A 13,865-nucleotide genomic window follows, 5' to 3' on the forward strand; every position below is an offset into this window, starting at 1 on the left:
TCGCTTACCCCTCTTGATTGTTCACGGTATTCAGCGTCGGATTGAGAGATGCCCCGTGCTCCATACGACCGGCGAACCATTCAGGTTTCAGATCGCGCAGTTGGTACAAACGTAGCGGCGGAATTCCGGCATCTGGCCATTTGGACACTGCCTGGCTGGAGACGCACAGGAGCTTGGCGAGTCTCGCGACCCCGCCTGCGCGGTTGATGAGTTCAGATTTGGTCATGGCACCCTCGCTTTTCGCAGGGCGATGGTAACTATAGTTTCTTATGCAGTCAACCATAGTTGGTGCATAGAGTGGTAACTTGAGTTACATGAACACGATAGGCACGCGCATACAACGACAGCGGGAGATCCTGAATATGTCCACTCGGCAGCTCGCCGAGGCAGTGGGCATATCGAACGCAGCCGTCACTAAACTGGAGAAAGATCAGTCGAAGTCGCCCTCGGCGGACAACCTGTACAAGCTCGCAGTCGCGCTGAAAACTGAGCCTCAGTACCTGTTATATGGAGAACAGCGCTTTAGTTTTTCAGAGGGAGTGACACGTCTACAGCCGAACAGCAAATGGCCGTTCTCTGTCCCCGTTGATGTCATTGAGAACCTGAAACCGCATGACCTTGCACAACTCAACCGGATCATGGATGCGTTCGTCGCTGGCTGTACGCCGTCACGAAACGCGCATAAGGCTGACCAGCGCAGGAAAGCCAGTTAGTAACTTCCAGTAAGGAAGCGGTCATTTACATGTTCCCAAAGAGGACCTGACGCTCACAATACGCTGACGGATCACGCCAATATTTAGTCTTCTAGCGACACAAAAACCGACGGCAACAACCGCTCGGTTTTTTTTGTGCTCGGTCGGTAACTATAGTTGACAATCAAAACGAACACGCCTAGAGTCCGGTAACTGTAGTTACCACATCAACTTGTGAGTTACCGCCATGATCATCCATGACCATCATTCAGCTGTCCGCAAGCGATTGCTTCGGCAACAACAGCAATCCCCCATCGATCAGCAACCTGCGCAAAGCGACTTTGAAAATTCGTTCGCCCTCCGCCTAACGTTCCTCGTCGCCGCGTTTGTGATCGGCCTCAACCTGCTCAGCCCCGATCCAACGCCTAAGCCGACGCACGCAGTCGTCCGCCCCACGGTGTAGCCGCGCGATGACCAAGCGGATTCCCATCACCGATGCCGACATCGCTCGGGAACACCGCCTCCGTCACCTGCGTGGCTCTGCTGCCGACGCCCTCACGAACCCGGCGCTGCGCATCTGCCTAGCTAACTGTGCCGCGCTCCGCAAAAAACGCACGCTGCCAGAAGAACCCACGCTGGACGGCAAACGTCTTGCCGCTGGCGATAAGGAATAACGCCACATGAAAAGATCCAATCAACTGGCTCCGATCGAGCCCCCACGCCGAGACACAATCGGTTTGCGCACGAGCTTTCACTACGATCCGATGGCGCCGCGCCCCACGACTCCGATCATGGTCGGGAAATACGTCGTTGCTCGGCGCCCGTTGCTCGACAGCATCTACACCCTCTACATGCTGATGGATGGGGGCGACGTCGTCGCTTCGTGGATATCCCATCCCAGCGAAGGCGACTGTGCTACGGCCATGAGCCGCCGACGCAACGCAGCTGCAGCAAAGCGGGCGGCGGATGAAGTGATCGCCAACGCGCAAGGGCGCAAGGCGAAAGTTCGCCGCGCGAAGGTGGCAGCATGAAGCGCACCACTCCCTTACCCGTCTACAAGCACCCCTCGACCTACACAGAGATCGTCGAGGCCGCCAATCGGGATCACGCCAAGCGCATCGGCGAACTGAGAGCGGCGGCGAAAATGATTCTCGCGATCGAGCAGGATCTCGCGGCACTGACCGCGCAAGGAATCTACTACTCCACCGGCGTCCATTCGATGTACCTCCAGGACTGGTACGGAGCGAAAGGTACTGTTACGAAAAAAGCGCTGTACCTCGGTTGCAGCATGTGGGGCGAATACGGTGATCGCCTTGTTTCGACTCTTGTTGCCCGCGATTGGATCGCCGAAGACGCGAAGCTCGAAGGGCGCTATACCAAGATCCTGTTGCGCCGTCCGAAGACGCGCATCCGGCTCAAGCTGGAATGCAGCGAGGAGCTCGCCAGGCAACTGCTGCACGAGGCAGCGCCGGAGGCCGCATGATCTACGCGTCCCTGATCGCGATCGCCACGTGCATGACGGCTTTGCTGCTCACGGCTCGCCAGCCCGATCGGGCACTAGGCGCCCTGTTCGGCCTTACCGATTCGATCCTTTGGCTCGTCGCCGGCGTCATGTCCGGCAGAACAGCGGTCACCCTCATCGCCGCCTTTTGCGCCGTGTGCTTCCTGCGCCCGCTACTGCGTCGGCGTACGGTGAGCTCTTTCGGGAGAGGTCATGAATAGTGAACTTTCCCCGATCTGCAAAGCGCTGATTTCGTTCTTTGCCAGCGAGCCGACGCCGCAGACAATCGACAACATCGAGGCGGCACTGCCCGGTGCGGATCTCCGCGCCGTACGCTCCGAACTGCAGATGCTTGTTCGCGTCGACGTTGTCTCTCAAGCCGCGCGCTACGAGGACGAGTGCCTCGTCTACTGGCTTTCCGGCGCACGCGTCGCCCCCTTCCATCACACCCGTCTCGTCTACCCCGACGCAACCTTCGCTGATGTTGGAGGAATCCATGGTTAAAACCCATCCCCTCGTCCTCGACGCGATGATCGTTACCGGCAATACGAAGGCCGCGATCAAGGCAGCCGGCGGCGGGTCGTCCGACCTCTGGACCGTCCCGCCTGATCAGATTCATTACGACCCGCGCGACAATGTCCGCCCGCTCGATCCCACTCGCGTACGTAAGGTTGCAGACTCGATCAAGGCGAACGGCTATGACCGCAAGAAGCCGCTCGGATGCTTTGTCCGGAAGGTAGGTGGCGAAGATCGCATCTTTGTCTATGAAGGCCAGCATCGGTACCACGGAGCCTTGCTTGCGATCAGCGAGGGCACGGTCATCGAGCGCCTCCCGCTCGTCATTGACGACGCAAAGTCGGTTACGCGCTCGAACCTGATTTACGCCGGCATCATCAACAACGACGGCGAGAAGCTCACGCCCCTCCAGCTGGCCGAGAAGATCGTCGAGTTGCAGGCGCTCGGTGAGGACAACGCGACTATCTGCGCCCGCTTGACGATCACGGAACAGACCATCCGCGATTGCTTGCTGCTGGCGAATGCGCCCGCCGCTGTTCACAAGCTGGTTCGTGATAATGCCGTCGCATCCACACTCGCCATCGAGGAGATCCGCGCGCACGGAGGAGAAAAAGCGCTTGAACGGCTCCAGAAAGGCCTCGTCGACGCGAAGGCAGCGGGCAAGACCAAGGTCACCAAGAAGCATCTTGGAAAGCCCATAGCGGGCATAGCGCAAAAGAAGATCACAGAGGTGCAGGCAAAGCAACTTTTGCAGGCTCTCCAGTCCGTTCTGCACGACCCACTGTTCGGGAAGCTCTCGCCCGGCACGATAGCTGGCGTGCACGCGGCGCTAACGCCTCTCACGGACCTGCTTGATGCACTGCCGACCAAAGCGAAGCATCGCAAGATTTCGACTCCCAACGAGCATGGTGTGTACACCCGGCACGAGACGATCAAAGCACCCCTTTTCAAACGGTCGGGCAAATACCCGTATGAGATTCATCTCGCCCATGTCGCCACAGGGCAATGGATCTTCAGCACGTCGTATTCGATCGGCAACGGGAGTGGATCGAGCCCGTGTGTCCTGCGTGACGGCGATCCGACCTACCCCACGCGGGGTCAAGCGATCCGCGCAGCCGTAATGCACATTACGCGTGAAATGGAAGACCCGCGCAAACGCAACGCCAAGGAAGCGCCTGGAATTCATTCTTGGCTGACCAGGTTGTGGCAGACCCTCGATCCAGATTGGACCGAGGAAATGGCAGCGGAGGTGGCTAAGTGATGGTTCGCCCGGCCACTTCTACCCCATGTCCGCTGCCGCGTAAGCGGGAACACGCTGCAACACGCCCACGGCGTCCCGTCGCTGGCGCCGTTTCGGCGCACACATCGAACGGCGACGTCAATAGCAGCGGGCTCACGCCCATCAAAGCGATCCGAAAGGACGAAGCGCCGCTCGCGCGGCGCAAACCAATCCAGACGAACGAAGGCCAGTCGGATTCCCGACTGGCCACCCTCGCGCGGATCACAGCCCTTCGTATCGAGATCCGCCAGCTGATCGAAGTCATCGCCCTTGGCGCCGACATTGAGCTGCTCGACCTCATGCGCGACGAGGTAGGCAGCTATAGCCGGCACAAAGCCGCACAGGAAGCGCGCACGTGGGCCGAGCAGGCTCGTCTATCCATCGAGACCGGCTTGATGCAACTCAATCGTGCGCTCAACGCTGACTCGCAGGAGGGGCGATGACCACGACCTACATGTGCGTCATTACGACCCAGCCCGTCGGCACCCGGTATCACCGCGTTTTAAGCATCCTCTCCGCTTTTCCAAAGGAGAAGACCATGCTCTGCGACGCACAGTTCGTTCAACCCGGCGAGTTCGAATGTTGGCTCGACAAGGCTCAACGACAAGTCAGACGCGCGTTTACCGGCAAGGAGCGCGCGGAACTGTTCTACCTCTGGGGTAGTTGCTGCACCGTCGAGGAAGCGTTAATTCAACTGCGCGATCTTGATTGAAACCGGACGCACGATGCTCGACCGCGCGCTGCGGTCGACAGGGAAATGAGGAACGACCATGATCACGAACGAAGAAAAACTGCGAGCAATCCATGCACATGCTTGCGCAGCCGTTATACAGATCGACCGGACGCTCACACCTGACGTCGACGCCTTCTGGCGGCTGTACCTGCAGGCGGCGCTCCACTTCGACGACGCGGCCGCTAATCCGCCGATAGGCTATCTGCCGGCGAACGAGGTTGCTCGGCTGTGCTCCGGCCACAACGCCAATCTCCGAAGCGCAAAGTTTGGGCCCAGCCAACTCGACGGTGATGTTGCGGTTTATCTCGCTGCTCGCATCTGCGACGGTGTACTTGACGATGCCGCACTCGACGTCCTCGCGGAACGACATCGTCAGATCGCGGTGGAGGGCTTCACGCCCGAACAGGACGACGAGCACCGGTCAGGCGCGCTCGCATTCGCCGCAGTGGCGTACGCGCTCGATGCCGGTGAAACACTTGATCTCTTCGCACGGACAGATCCGGCTGACCGGCACGAACCCCTCTTCTGGCCATTCAGCTCGCGCTGGTGGAAGCCCGGCGAGCCTCGGCGCGGACTCGTCAAAGCCGCAGCGCTGATCCTCGCGGAGATTGAGCGCGTCGATCGCGCCACTATCGCGGAAGCCGCAGAGAAGGGGGATAACGCGTGATCGCGTTAAGCGACTTCCAACATCAGCGCGAGGTCGCTGGCGGTCTTTGCCTTGCGCTGGACAGTTCGAACGACGATCTGGTCGTACAGCGCATCGCCTTCGGGCGATTCGATCTCAATACCTCGCTCTTCAGCGAGTATTTCGAACACTTGATGTGCCGTTTCGACGATGACTTTGGCTTCTGCGCGATCCATGGTTGCGTTGCTCGCAAAGTTGACTATCGCCACTACATCGGCACTCGTCGTGAAAACTTTAGAGGATTCGTATGAGCGAGAACAGCAAAGTCGAAGCGGAACGCATCAGCGCACTCACGCCACGCGGTATGCGGCCTTTCGCGGGCAACGAAGGGCGATACGTACCCGTCGACGGTGGCAGTCGACGCCTGTGGATCGCCGACCAAGTAACTTTGCAAGCCGACATCGTTGACCTGCTGACTCGCGTCGGCGCGTTGCCGAAGAAACGCATCATCACGGGTCTCAGCGCGGCGCTGGCTGCAATCGACACGGAGCTCGCAGCGCTGCTCGAAGCGCAAGTCGTCGAGCGTTACCAAGCTCTCAGCCAACGTGGCCGGATGGACGGACACTGGTGCCTTTGGGGCCAGTCACCGGCACGACCAACCACCTTCAAGACTCCTGCCGCAGCCACATTGGCCGCCATGCAGACACACGCGACACAGCTTTACGGAGCGTTGGAATGAGCCTGCTCACCCGCGCATACATTCTCGAAAAATTCGGTGTCCGCCTAACGATGGGCCAGCTCGCTATCCTGTTGGGCATGTCCGAAGGGACCATCCGCAATCAGGTCAGCGCCGAGACATTTCCCATACCAACATACAAGGAAGGTGCTGCTCGCTATGCGCCCTATGATGCAGTCGCCGAATATCTCGATCGGATGTCCGAGCAGGCGCGCACAAAAGCGACGAACGAGCTATGTGTATCCATTCGATCCTAGATCGCCTGACGCGCGCATATTCTGCTGGAACACGTCGGCAACGGAGGCTCCGTCATGATCAGAGCGACCTGATTCTTCGTCGCCCGTGCGGCATGCTTCTACGCTGCAGCCTCCCCCTTCGCAACGCGAGCCAGCTCGCCCATGAAGATATACGCTTGAATGATAGTTAAGCGCGCTTCATCTAACGTCACATCTGCATGGACACCTTTGCTGGTCTTTTCATAGACTATGTCTAGTCGAGCGCAGAGATGCTCGAGATCGTTAGCAAGCAAAACCTTCGTACCTTCCGAGGTAATGCTTTTTTCAATGAATGCAATCAGGCGATTCTTGTATTGGTCGACACCAACTTTACGCGGCTTTCCATTAGCCGATAGCCATTCGGTTTGCGATGGAGGAAAAAGTGAATCTGCCAGCGTCAAGAGAAGCCGACGGCACGATGTCATCGCTTCCGCGAGCGACTCTGGATTCCCCTCGGCCATTCGTTCAGCAATAGCAAGGAGCTTTGCTGCGGCAGCTGGAGCGCGCCTTCGCACGAATGAGTCGACTTCAAAACGCAACTGATCAAAAATCGATTCCGCGACGTCGCCAAACTGAATCGATATTAACGTATCCGTCGCATAATTATGTATTGCACTCTTAAACGATGCGAATTGGGCGGCCGCCGCGATGTACGTGCCTTTTAAAGAGCCATGCTTCGATAGCTGCATCTCATAGAGCTTCTTTGTCGCGTTAGCCGCCGAGAAGTCTACCGCGCTGCTTCCAGTCGCTTTCGGCACTGCGGCATCGAGACGCGCCTTCTGAGCCGCGAGATCCGCCTCCAGTTTCGGCAGACTTGCAAAATAATACTGCCCGTCATCGGTAAGTCTCCCTGCTCCCTTCGCATATCCCGCGCAATCTCCAAGCTGCGCGGCGTGAAACTTGTCCGGGTATCCGCGCATCTCCAGATCAAACCAAAGTTGCGCATCTGTGTCTCGAACGAGCCGCGCCAATCGCTTCGCAAGCATAAGGTACTGTTCCACCGGAAGAACCTGTGTCTCCATCAAGTCAAGTAACTTACTGGCAGTCGCCCGAGCCTCGTGCAGAGCGGAACTGGGCGTAGTGTTATCCATATATTTGCATACCCTTCGCGAGTTGTAGCGATGTGAGGCGGGCAGTTTAGACCCGATTACCGAATCGAGTCGTCCGGCCACCCCAAAAGTTACTTTCTGACCAACTCAAGTGGGCCAGGCGCCTTTATGAAGCGGAGAAGGTAATAGAGCGGCACCGGCGCTGGAAAGATGCCAATGCAAGTGCTGAGACATTCCCGATCCCGACAGATAAGCAGAGCGGGGCTCGCTGAGCACCCCACGACGCTGCAGCGCACGGTCTCGACGCCATATATTGAAAAGCCCTTGCGATACTATCGATTTGAGCTGTCGCCGCGCGGCCTTTGGCCACGAGGCGACGAAGTTCACGCAATCGCGTCCAGATACCGAAATGATTGTGGAGGCACACATCCCGGCATTAAAGCTTCGAGATCAAGCGGTTTCGCGTAGCGCCGTGCCGTCTTTACAGAGATTGCGTACCCTGCTTCCCTGCCCCTGAAATACTCCTCGAAGAATGCTTTCGTAATTCCGGAGTATGCCTTGGTGGTGGACCATAGCTTGCTCGGTCGTTCTTTGATAATACTTCCGACATCGAACTCACCGACCACTTTACCAACTGGCATTGTCGCGTATATAACCACCGTCTTCACATGCTCATTTTTGAACACGGATTTTCTAAATTCAAACTTCTTCTCGCCACTCAGTATTCGATCGGCGTATTCTGGCTTAATCGACAATAAGACTCTCATTGACCCCTCCATCAATCACGATTTGCTTGAATTGCTGCGGGGTAAGCCGCAAAAAACCCGGGTAAGCATCCCTATTTATTCCAATCTTCTCTATCAAATGATGCCGAGTGAGTCGATGTCGTAGAGCAATATTATACGTAAAACTAATAATAAACGGATATCTTCTAGATTTATAAAAACCAGACAACTCGGCATCGGAGAATACACTGTGCGGACGCGCATAATTCAGGAATGCATCGACCGAGCCGAATGAATCCAAAGTCCGTACCGCTTCGACTACGCATATGGAGGTCGCAACCGCACGATATTCTGCCGGCCCCTTGCCGTCACCAGTTCTATAGATCACTATCTTATCACCCGGCGTTAAGGACATCAGTCCTTTCATCGCAGCGATATAGATCTTGTTGATGCTGTTCGCGTGAGAAATATCCTTCACAATTTCCACGTCTTCGTTATTTAGAATCGAATCGGGTAGTAACCGTGTATGATAATCTGGATATATCCCAACCTGATAAAAATCACCGTCCATCTTAATCAAAGGATAGTTTTTATCACGATCTAAATTGTCACGCCAATGCATAGAGCGGATCAGAACGTCCTCCACACCATTCACGGTAGTCTTGATAGCGGCCTTTTCAAATCCGTAGCGATTCAGGAGGTTTACAAGCCCTGCATGCTTGGGGAATATTGTCACATAAATCTCAGCGACGCCGCCGTCCACAGCGTGGTCAAAAATCTTCTTTACAAATCTCTCGCCCAGTTTTGTGCCGTGCGCGTTGATCTTGAATGTCCCGACCTTAAGTCGTTTCTTGGCGGGCAGCGGCGGCACGACATCGTCCACAACACCATCTTCGATTTTCATGTAAAGAAAACCGTCGATGGCCTTTGAGCCGTCCTGCTCAAAAATATAAGCCCAGTTTTCCGATTTTCGACCAAACCAATCCTCAAATTCTCGATAGTCCGCTCGAAGGGAATCGAAAAAAGGATCGTCAAGTTTCGCATCCTTGAACTGCTTGTATTCAAAGCTCACGACTGGCGCCCTCGTTTTGTAAGAGTGGGCCAATTATAGGGACATCAGTGCATAAGTGGCGCGCCATAAGCATATCTAGAGCCACCGGAATTGGGCGACTCCCGCCCGGCCTTGCGAATTTAGCCTAATCACGACAAGTTAAGGCTAGCTTGCTCGAATCGGACGCCTGCACCCCAAGACTACGCGACCTTGACCAGTTTGACTCGCCCCTTCTTTGCGATCTGCGCAGGGTCTAAGTTCGTGTAGCGTTTCAGATTGCGCCAATCTTTGTGCCCCGTCACAGTGGCCACCTCGGGAATCTCCCAGCCCGCCTCAAAAAGTGCGCTCGTCGCCTCGTGGCGTAAGTCGTGAAGGTGCAGGTCTACGATTCCCTTCGAATCGCATGCCTCCTTGAAATACTTGCTGGCCGTGCTCGGCGAGAAACGGAAAATAAACTCGTTCTTGTGGGGCGGTAATGTTGGATCAGCTGCCCGCTTCGCCGCGTACCCATCTGGCACCGGGTAACGCGGTTGGCGCGTGATGACCTCGAATGAGTCACCGATCAGTGGAATCCATTCGTTGTTGCCAATCTTCTGCCGGGGATGCTTGCGATCCCGTACCAACGCAAGGTGACGCTCGACGTCGACATCGTCCCATCTCAGCCGGAACAACTCTCCGCGCCGGAATGCGCACTGTATCGCTACGCGTAGCAGATCCGGCATCGCCTGCTGTCGTTCCGGATGCTCCGCGAACCAACTGAAGATTTGCTCGATCTCTTCTGCTGTCGGTCGCCGGTCGCGTTTGTTGCCCGGCTCGATGAGCCGAAGGTGGTGCAGCGTGGGACGGGCGGCACCGATCGCATCCGGCAATGTAATGGACAGCAGTGATGCCATATGCCGCATCACGGTCCCGAGCTTCGAGATATCCATATCAACCGTATAGCCGCCCGCGCCGGAATTGCGACGGCCTTGGGCGAACTTGACGATATCCTGCGTCGTCAGCCTAGCCGCCAAGTTACTTTGGAACGCATCATCCAGCCGGGAAAGGATGTAATCCTCGTTTGACTTCGGCTTTACGGGTCGCCCCGAATCAGTCCGGGCTTCGCGATATTTCTTGATCAGGTCGCCGACGGTGACCGTCTCAGCGCTCGCAGCGTTGATGCCCTTCTCGATCTCGACCTCCTTCTCGCGAGCCCAAGCCTCCGCTGCACTTTTGGTCTTGAACGTTTTTGCTATACTCTGCCCGCGCTTGCGCACTTGGGCACGCCAGCGCTTGCCAACTGGCAAGATGGAAGCCATGGATTTCCCCGTCCCGAAAAAACTGTAGCAGTGCCAGATCAGTTTTGGGTGCTACAGGGTAAATTTGTAGCAGAAGTGTAGCAGGGATGGCGGTAAATTACGGTTCACAGGCTGTCACGGCGCTTCATTTAGGAAGAAGCAAAAATGCTGGAGACGCCCACGGGTTAAGGCCGTAGCCAATAGTAGCAAGGCATCGATGCACCCCGTGAAAAGTTTGCTCTCCCCGTAGTTCAATGGATAGAACAAGTGCCTCCTAAGCGCTAGATACAGGTTCGATTCCTGTCGGGGGGACCACATCGGCGACGGACGACGCTATAGAAAAACCCGCAACAGCTCGCGCTTTGCGGGTTTTTTGTTTGCTACAGCCTCATTGCAATACAACGCGGCCAACAGCCAGAAGGATCAGCCGCTCACCGGTGGCGGCGCACCACCACCTGAACCCTGGCCAGTTGCTGGTCGCGCTGATCGAAAAATTTGGCCAGCGCGAACAGTGACGCAGCGGCAAACGGCCAGAGCACAAAGAAGGTAGCGAGCATGATCGACTCCAGAGCGAAAACGTTTGAATCGAGTGTACCCCCGCGTTCAACAAAGAAAACCATCGGAATCGCCAAAACACAGTTCGCTTTTTTGAAAGGGAATCGAGCCTGCGCCCGCGAGGCCCGGCCGGACGAGCTTTTCCCGCACCAGCCGGGTCGGACCGACCTCGCCCGGCCGTGACAAAATCACGCATTTCGCGCAACACACGCCAGCACATCGAAGGACAATTCATGGACATCAACAAGCAACTTGCCGCGCTCACCACTTCCGAACTGCAAACGGCGGGCGCCAGCCAGGCGACGGCCATCGCCGTCAGCGTGCTGCTGCGTCATTTGAACTCGCCGGAGCTGTCGAAGCTGCTGAGCACCGCCTTCGAGAATCACCAGGCCGTCATGCTGCAAACACCGTGGCCGGACCAGATGCTGCAATCGTTCGAAGCGACGCGCCGTTTTCTCGAAGGCGCGGCCAAGCCGGCGCCGAGCCCCGATCAACCTGCCTGACGCAGCACGCGTCGCGCGACGCAAAAAAGCCACACGAAGCAACGCCACGGCACACGCCAGAAGGCCGTCCCGCGTGGCTTGCGCGCGAGGGTCGCGAGCCAGTGTGCGCTCTCCCACCTAACGCACCATTTGTCTGCGGACGGACTCGCGACGCCCTCTTATCATCTCGTCACTCCCCGGATACGTCAGTAGGTTGACCGATGCCCTACCCGTACAACCTTGCAGTCGCCGCCGGCCTGATGATCGTCGTGCTCGCCTGCAGCCTGGCGCTCGCGCTGACGTGAATCGACCGGCTCGCGGGCCTCGAACCCGCGGCCCACCGCCCGCTGCCCGGACCGGTATCGCGCAGTTCCCATCCGCATAAGGCCCGGCGCGGCACAAAATATTTTCGAGCCGACCCTAAAGTTTTCCGAAACCCTGCCGTAGTGCGGGGCATGGACCATTACCTCACTTCGTCGGCGGGATCGTTCAAATCGACTCTGATCGATCAGGACATCGCGCACATTGCCCGCGTCATGCGGCCTTCGATGCATGGAGACCTGGGTGGGGCGATCCTCCCCGCCACCTACTGGCGCAAACGCCTGTTAGAACTGCTCGACGCCGACCATCTGACCAATTCGCAGCTCTGCTCGATCGACGATCTGCTGTTGCAGCTCGACGAACTATGCGCGAAAGATCTGGCGCCGCTGCCCGTCACGACCACGCGACCCGCTGCGTCGCGTGACGCGAACCGTCATCGCGTGCGCCGCAAGCGCTGAGCAAACCCGAAGCACCCGGCGGCGGCGCCATGCCGCGCGGTTCAGGACGCGCCGCTTATTTAACATTCATTGACCCGCCGCGCGTCCTTCCACGATGCTGCAGCAAGCAGCGCGAACACCCGGCGACACGGCGACAGGATGATCTGGCGCGTCGCCGGGGCTGCCTTTCCTCTCCCCGGAACTCTCGTGCCCAGTCGAGCCCAGTCGACCCAGGAAAATTTGCCCACGGAACGCGCCGGAATCGCAAATTAGGGACATTCGTAGGTCATAATGTCCGCAAAAATTCCCAGCAAGGATTCCTGTGACTCAGGCTTCACCGCTTGACCTGTTGAAGCAGGCGCGCACCCGCTTCACACAAAAAGAAATCGCCGCGCATGTCGGCAAGGACATCAAGACGGTGCGCCGCTGGGAAAAGGGCGAAACGCCCTGCCCCGCGATGCTCGAACCGGCGTTGCACGCCATGCTGTATCCCGCCACGACACGAAACGCCGGCGCGCACGCAGGCAACGGAACTGGCACGCGCATCATCGATCTGTTCGCCGGCATCGGCGGCATCCGGATGGGTTTCGAGGCGCATGGCGGGCAATGCGTGTTCACCAGCGAGTGGAACGACTTCTCGCAGAAAACGTATCAGGAGAATTTCCGCGACGGCACCGCGCAGCACGCGCTGATCGGCGACATCGTCACGTTTCCCGCCGAGGCCGTCCCCGAGCACGACATTCTGCTCGGCGGCTTTCCGTGTCAGCCGTTTTCGATCGCCGGCGTCAGCAAGAAGAATGCGCTAGGGCGTCCGCACGGTTTCGAATGCACGACGCAGGGCACGCTGTTCTTCGATGTCGCGCGCATCATTGCCACGCGCCGCCCGGCCGCGTTCCTGCTCGAAAACGTGAAGAACCTCCTGTCGCACGACAAAGGCCGCACGTTCGACGTGATCCTTCAGACGCTGCGCGACGAACTCGGCTACGAGGTGCATTACCGCGTGATCGACGGTGCGCATTTCACGCCGCAGCATCGCGAGCGGATCATCATCGTCGGGTTTCGGGGCAAGACATCGTTCTCCTGGGACGATCTGCGCCTGCCGGAAGAAGGTCCGCGGCTCGCGTCGATCCTGCATCGGACGGACGGCAGCGAGCCCGTCCTGCCGTGGGACGGCGACCGTTTCTTCGATCATGCCGGGCGTCAAACGCAGCCCAAATACACGCTGACGCCCAAGCTCTGGACCTACCTGCAGAATTACGCGGAAAAGCATCGCGCGGCGGGCAACGGCTTCGGTTATGGCATGGCGTATCCGCAAAGCGTGACGCGCACGCTGTCGGCGCGTTATCACAAGGATGGCTCGGAGATCCTCGTCTATCAGGGCGAGAAAAAGCGCCCGCGCCGTCTGACGCCGCGCGAGTGCGCGCGGCTGATGGGTTTTCCCGACACTTACCGCATCCCCGTCAGCGACACCCAGGCGTACCGCCAGTTCGGCAATAGCGTCGTGGTGCCCGTGATGCGCGAAGTCGCGCGCATCATGCTGCCGCATGTGCGCGCGCTCACGCACGCGGCGCAGGAACAAAGCGCGGCGGGGCGCGCGCACTGATGGTCGCG

23 protein-coding genes and 1 tRNA gene are annotated in these 13,865 nt (G+C 58.0%); 17 read left to right on the forward strand and 7 right to left on the reverse strand.

From position 1 onward, the window contains the following. Window positions 1-4: 4 nt before the first annotated feature. The gene (locus C2L66_RS11360; protein ID WP_060600064.1) at window positions 5-226 is read right to left on the reverse strand and encodes a Cro/CI family transcriptional regulator; all 222 of its coding nucleotides are present in this window, start codon (window positions 224-226) and stop codon (window positions 5-7) included. An 88-nt stretch (window positions 227-314) separates the two neighbouring features. Between C2L66_RS11360 and C2L66_RS11365 the strand changes: the two genes are divergently transcribed. The 11 genes from C2L66_RS11365 (at window position 315) to C2L66_RS11405 (ending at window position 5,388) form a co-directional block, all read left to right on the forward strand. Then, on the forward strand, window positions 315-713 hold the full coding sequence (locus C2L66_RS11365) for a helix-turn-helix domain-containing protein (RefSeq protein ID WP_103323701.1): 399 nt from the start codon (window positions 315-317) through the stop codon (window positions 711-713). 226 nt (window positions 714-939) lie between these two features. Continuing rightward, window positions 940-1,155 carry a hypothetical protein gene (locus C2L66_RS40610; RefSeq protein ID WP_060600060.1) on the forward strand — a complete coding sequence of 72 codons (216 nt, stop codon included), beginning with the start codon at window positions 940-942 and terminating at the stop codon, window positions 1,153-1,155. 7 nt (window positions 1,156-1,162) lie between these two features. After that, window positions 1,163-1,366, forward strand: a complete 204-nt coding sequence (locus C2L66_RS40615; protein ID WP_060600058.1) for a hypothetical protein — start codon at window positions 1,163-1,165, stop codon at window positions 1,364-1,366. 6 nt (window positions 1,367-1,372) lie between these two features. Then, on the forward strand, window positions 1,373-1,723 hold the full coding sequence (locus tag C2L66_RS11370; protein ID WP_060600056.1) for a hypothetical protein: 351 nt from the start codon (window positions 1,373-1,375) through the stop codon (window positions 1,721-1,723). Next, entirely contained in the window at window positions 1,720-2,175 is a 456-nt protein-coding gene (locus C2L66_RS11375) for a hypothetical protein (RefSeq protein WP_060600053.1), read from the forward strand. Before C2L66_RS11370 ends, C2L66_RS11375 begins: the two co-directional genes overlap by 4 nt. Then, entirely contained in the window at window positions 2,172-2,414 is a 243-nt protein-coding gene (locus tag C2L66_RS11380) for a hypothetical protein (protein WP_060600052.1), read from the forward strand. Before C2L66_RS11375 ends, C2L66_RS11380 begins: the two co-directional genes overlap by 4 nt. Continuing rightward, window positions 2,407-2,697, forward strand: coding sequence for a hypothetical protein (locus C2L66_RS11385; protein ID WP_060600050.1), 291 nt, complete (start codon window positions 2,407-2,409; stop codon window positions 2,695-2,697). Before C2L66_RS11380 ends, C2L66_RS11385 begins: the two co-directional genes overlap by 8 nt. Next, window positions 2,690-3,970 (forward strand): ParB/RepB/Spo0J family partition protein, encoded by a 1,281-nt coding sequence (locus C2L66_RS11390; protein ID WP_060600047.1) that lies wholly within the window; start codon window positions 2,690-2,692, stop codon window positions 3,968-3,970. Before C2L66_RS11385 ends, C2L66_RS11390 begins: the two co-directional genes overlap by 8 nt. After that, window positions 3,970-4,431 (forward strand): hypothetical protein, encoded by a 462-nt coding sequence (locus C2L66_RS11395; RefSeq protein WP_322789544.1) that lies wholly within the window; start codon window positions 3,970-3,972, stop codon window positions 4,429-4,431. Before C2L66_RS11390 ends, C2L66_RS11395 begins: the two co-directional genes overlap by 1 nt. Continuing rightward, entirely contained in the window at window positions 4,428-4,700 is a 273-nt protein-coding gene (locus C2L66_RS11400) for a hypothetical protein (RefSeq protein WP_060600046.1), read from the forward strand. The genes C2L66_RS11395 and C2L66_RS11400 overlap by 4 nt, the downstream gene beginning before the upstream one ends. 58 nt (window positions 4,701-4,758) lie before the next feature. After that, window positions 4,759-5,388: a hypothetical protein gene (locus C2L66_RS11405; protein WP_063803353.1), complete on the forward strand. Its 630-nt coding sequence runs from the start codon at window positions 4,759-4,761 to the stop codon at window positions 5,386-5,388. 5 nt (window positions 5,389-5,393) lie between these two features. On the opposite strand, the gene C2L66_RS11410 is transcribed toward C2L66_RS11405, so the two are convergent. After that, window positions 5,394-5,582, reverse strand: coding sequence for a hypothetical protein (locus tag C2L66_RS11410; RefSeq protein ID WP_103323702.1), 189 nt, complete (start codon window positions 5,580-5,582; stop codon window positions 5,394-5,396). A 71-nt stretch (window positions 5,583-5,653) separates the two neighbouring features. Here C2L66_RS11410 and C2L66_RS11415 point away from each other — a divergent pair, with 71 nt between their 5' ends. Together C2L66_RS11415 and C2L66_RS11420 are read left to right on the forward strand one after the other, a co-directional pair. Beyond that, window positions 5,654-6,085: a hypothetical protein gene (locus tag C2L66_RS11415; RefSeq protein WP_060600044.1), complete on the forward strand. Its 432-nt coding sequence runs from the start codon at window positions 5,654-5,656 to the stop codon at window positions 6,083-6,085. Further along, complete coding sequence (locus tag C2L66_RS11420; protein ID WP_060600043.1) at window positions 6,082-6,339, forward strand: MerR family transcriptional regulator; 258 nt, start codon at window positions 6,082-6,084, stop codon at window positions 6,337-6,339. Before C2L66_RS11415 ends, C2L66_RS11420 begins: the two co-directional genes overlap by 4 nt. Window positions 6,340-6,437: 98 nt before the next feature. On the opposite strand, the gene C2L66_RS11425 is transcribed toward C2L66_RS11420, so the two are convergent. The 4 genes from C2L66_RS11425 to C2L66_RS11440 all read right to left on the reverse strand — a co-directional run bounded on the left by C2L66_RS11425 (window position 6,438) and on the right by C2L66_RS11440 (window position 10,480). Continuing rightward, entirely contained in the window at window positions 6,438-7,448 is a 1,011-nt protein-coding gene (locus tag C2L66_RS11425; RefSeq protein ID WP_060600042.1) for a hypothetical protein, read from the reverse strand. Window positions 7,449-7,789: 341 nt separating this feature from the next. Next, window positions 7,790-8,173 carry an ASCH domain-containing protein gene (locus tag C2L66_RS11430; RefSeq protein ID WP_060600041.1) on the reverse strand — a complete coding sequence of 128 codons (384 nt, stop codon included), beginning with the start codon at window positions 8,171-8,173 and terminating at the stop codon, window positions 7,790-7,792. Then, entirely contained in the window at window positions 8,151-9,203 is a 1,053-nt protein-coding gene (locus C2L66_RS11435; RefSeq protein ID WP_060600039.1) for a hypothetical protein, read from the reverse strand. Before C2L66_RS11435 ends, C2L66_RS11430 begins: the two co-directional genes overlap by 23 nt. Window positions 9,204-9,382: 179 nt before the next feature. Then, window positions 9,383-10,480 carry a site-specific integrase gene (locus tag C2L66_RS11440; protein ID WP_060600037.1) on the reverse strand — a complete coding sequence of 366 codons (1,098 nt, stop codon included), beginning with the start codon at window positions 10,478-10,480 and terminating at the stop codon, window positions 9,383-9,385. Between the two features lie 219 nt (window positions 10,481-10,699). On the opposite strand from C2L66_RS11440, the gene C2L66_RS11445 reads away from it, so the two are divergent. Then, window positions 10,700-10,774, forward strand: a tRNA-Arg gene (locus C2L66_RS11445). Window positions 10,775-10,890: 116 nt separating this feature from the next. On the opposite strand, the gene C2L66_RS42140 is transcribed toward C2L66_RS11445, so the two are convergent. Beyond that, window positions 10,891-11,016, reverse strand: a complete 126-nt coding sequence (locus C2L66_RS42140) for a hypothetical protein (protein ID WP_257722139.1) — start codon at window positions 11,014-11,016, stop codon at window positions 10,891-10,893. A 231-nt stretch (window positions 11,017-11,247) separates the two neighbouring features. Here C2L66_RS42140 and C2L66_RS11455 point away from each other — a divergent pair, with 231 nt between their 5' ends. The 3 genes from C2L66_RS11455 (at window position 11,248) to dcm (ending at window position 13,857) form a co-directional block, all read left to right on the forward strand. Then, on the forward strand, window positions 11,248-11,517 hold the full coding sequence (locus C2L66_RS11455; protein WP_054929968.1) for a hypothetical protein: 270 nt from the start codon (window positions 11,248-11,250) through the stop codon (window positions 11,515-11,517). 434 nt (window positions 11,518-11,951) lie between these two features. After that, a complete protein-coding gene (locus C2L66_RS11460; RefSeq protein ID WP_054929967.1) occupies window positions 11,952-12,275 on the forward strand; it encodes a hypothetical protein in 324 nt (107 codons plus the stop codon). Window positions 12,276-12,576: 301 nt separating this feature from the next. Beyond that, window positions 12,577-13,857 (forward strand): DNA (cytosine-5-)-methyltransferase, encoded by a 1,281-nt coding sequence (gene dcm, locus C2L66_RS11465; protein WP_060600034.1) that lies wholly within the window; start codon window positions 12,577-12,579, stop codon window positions 13,855-13,857. The last annotated feature ends 8 nt before the right edge of the window (window positions 13,858-13,865 follow it).

Source organism: Paraburkholderia caribensis (assembly GCF_002902945.1).
In the GTDB taxonomy this organism is placed as follows: Bacteria; Pseudomonadota; Gammaproteobacteria; order Burkholderiales; family Burkholderiaceae; genus Paraburkholderia; species Paraburkholderia caribensis.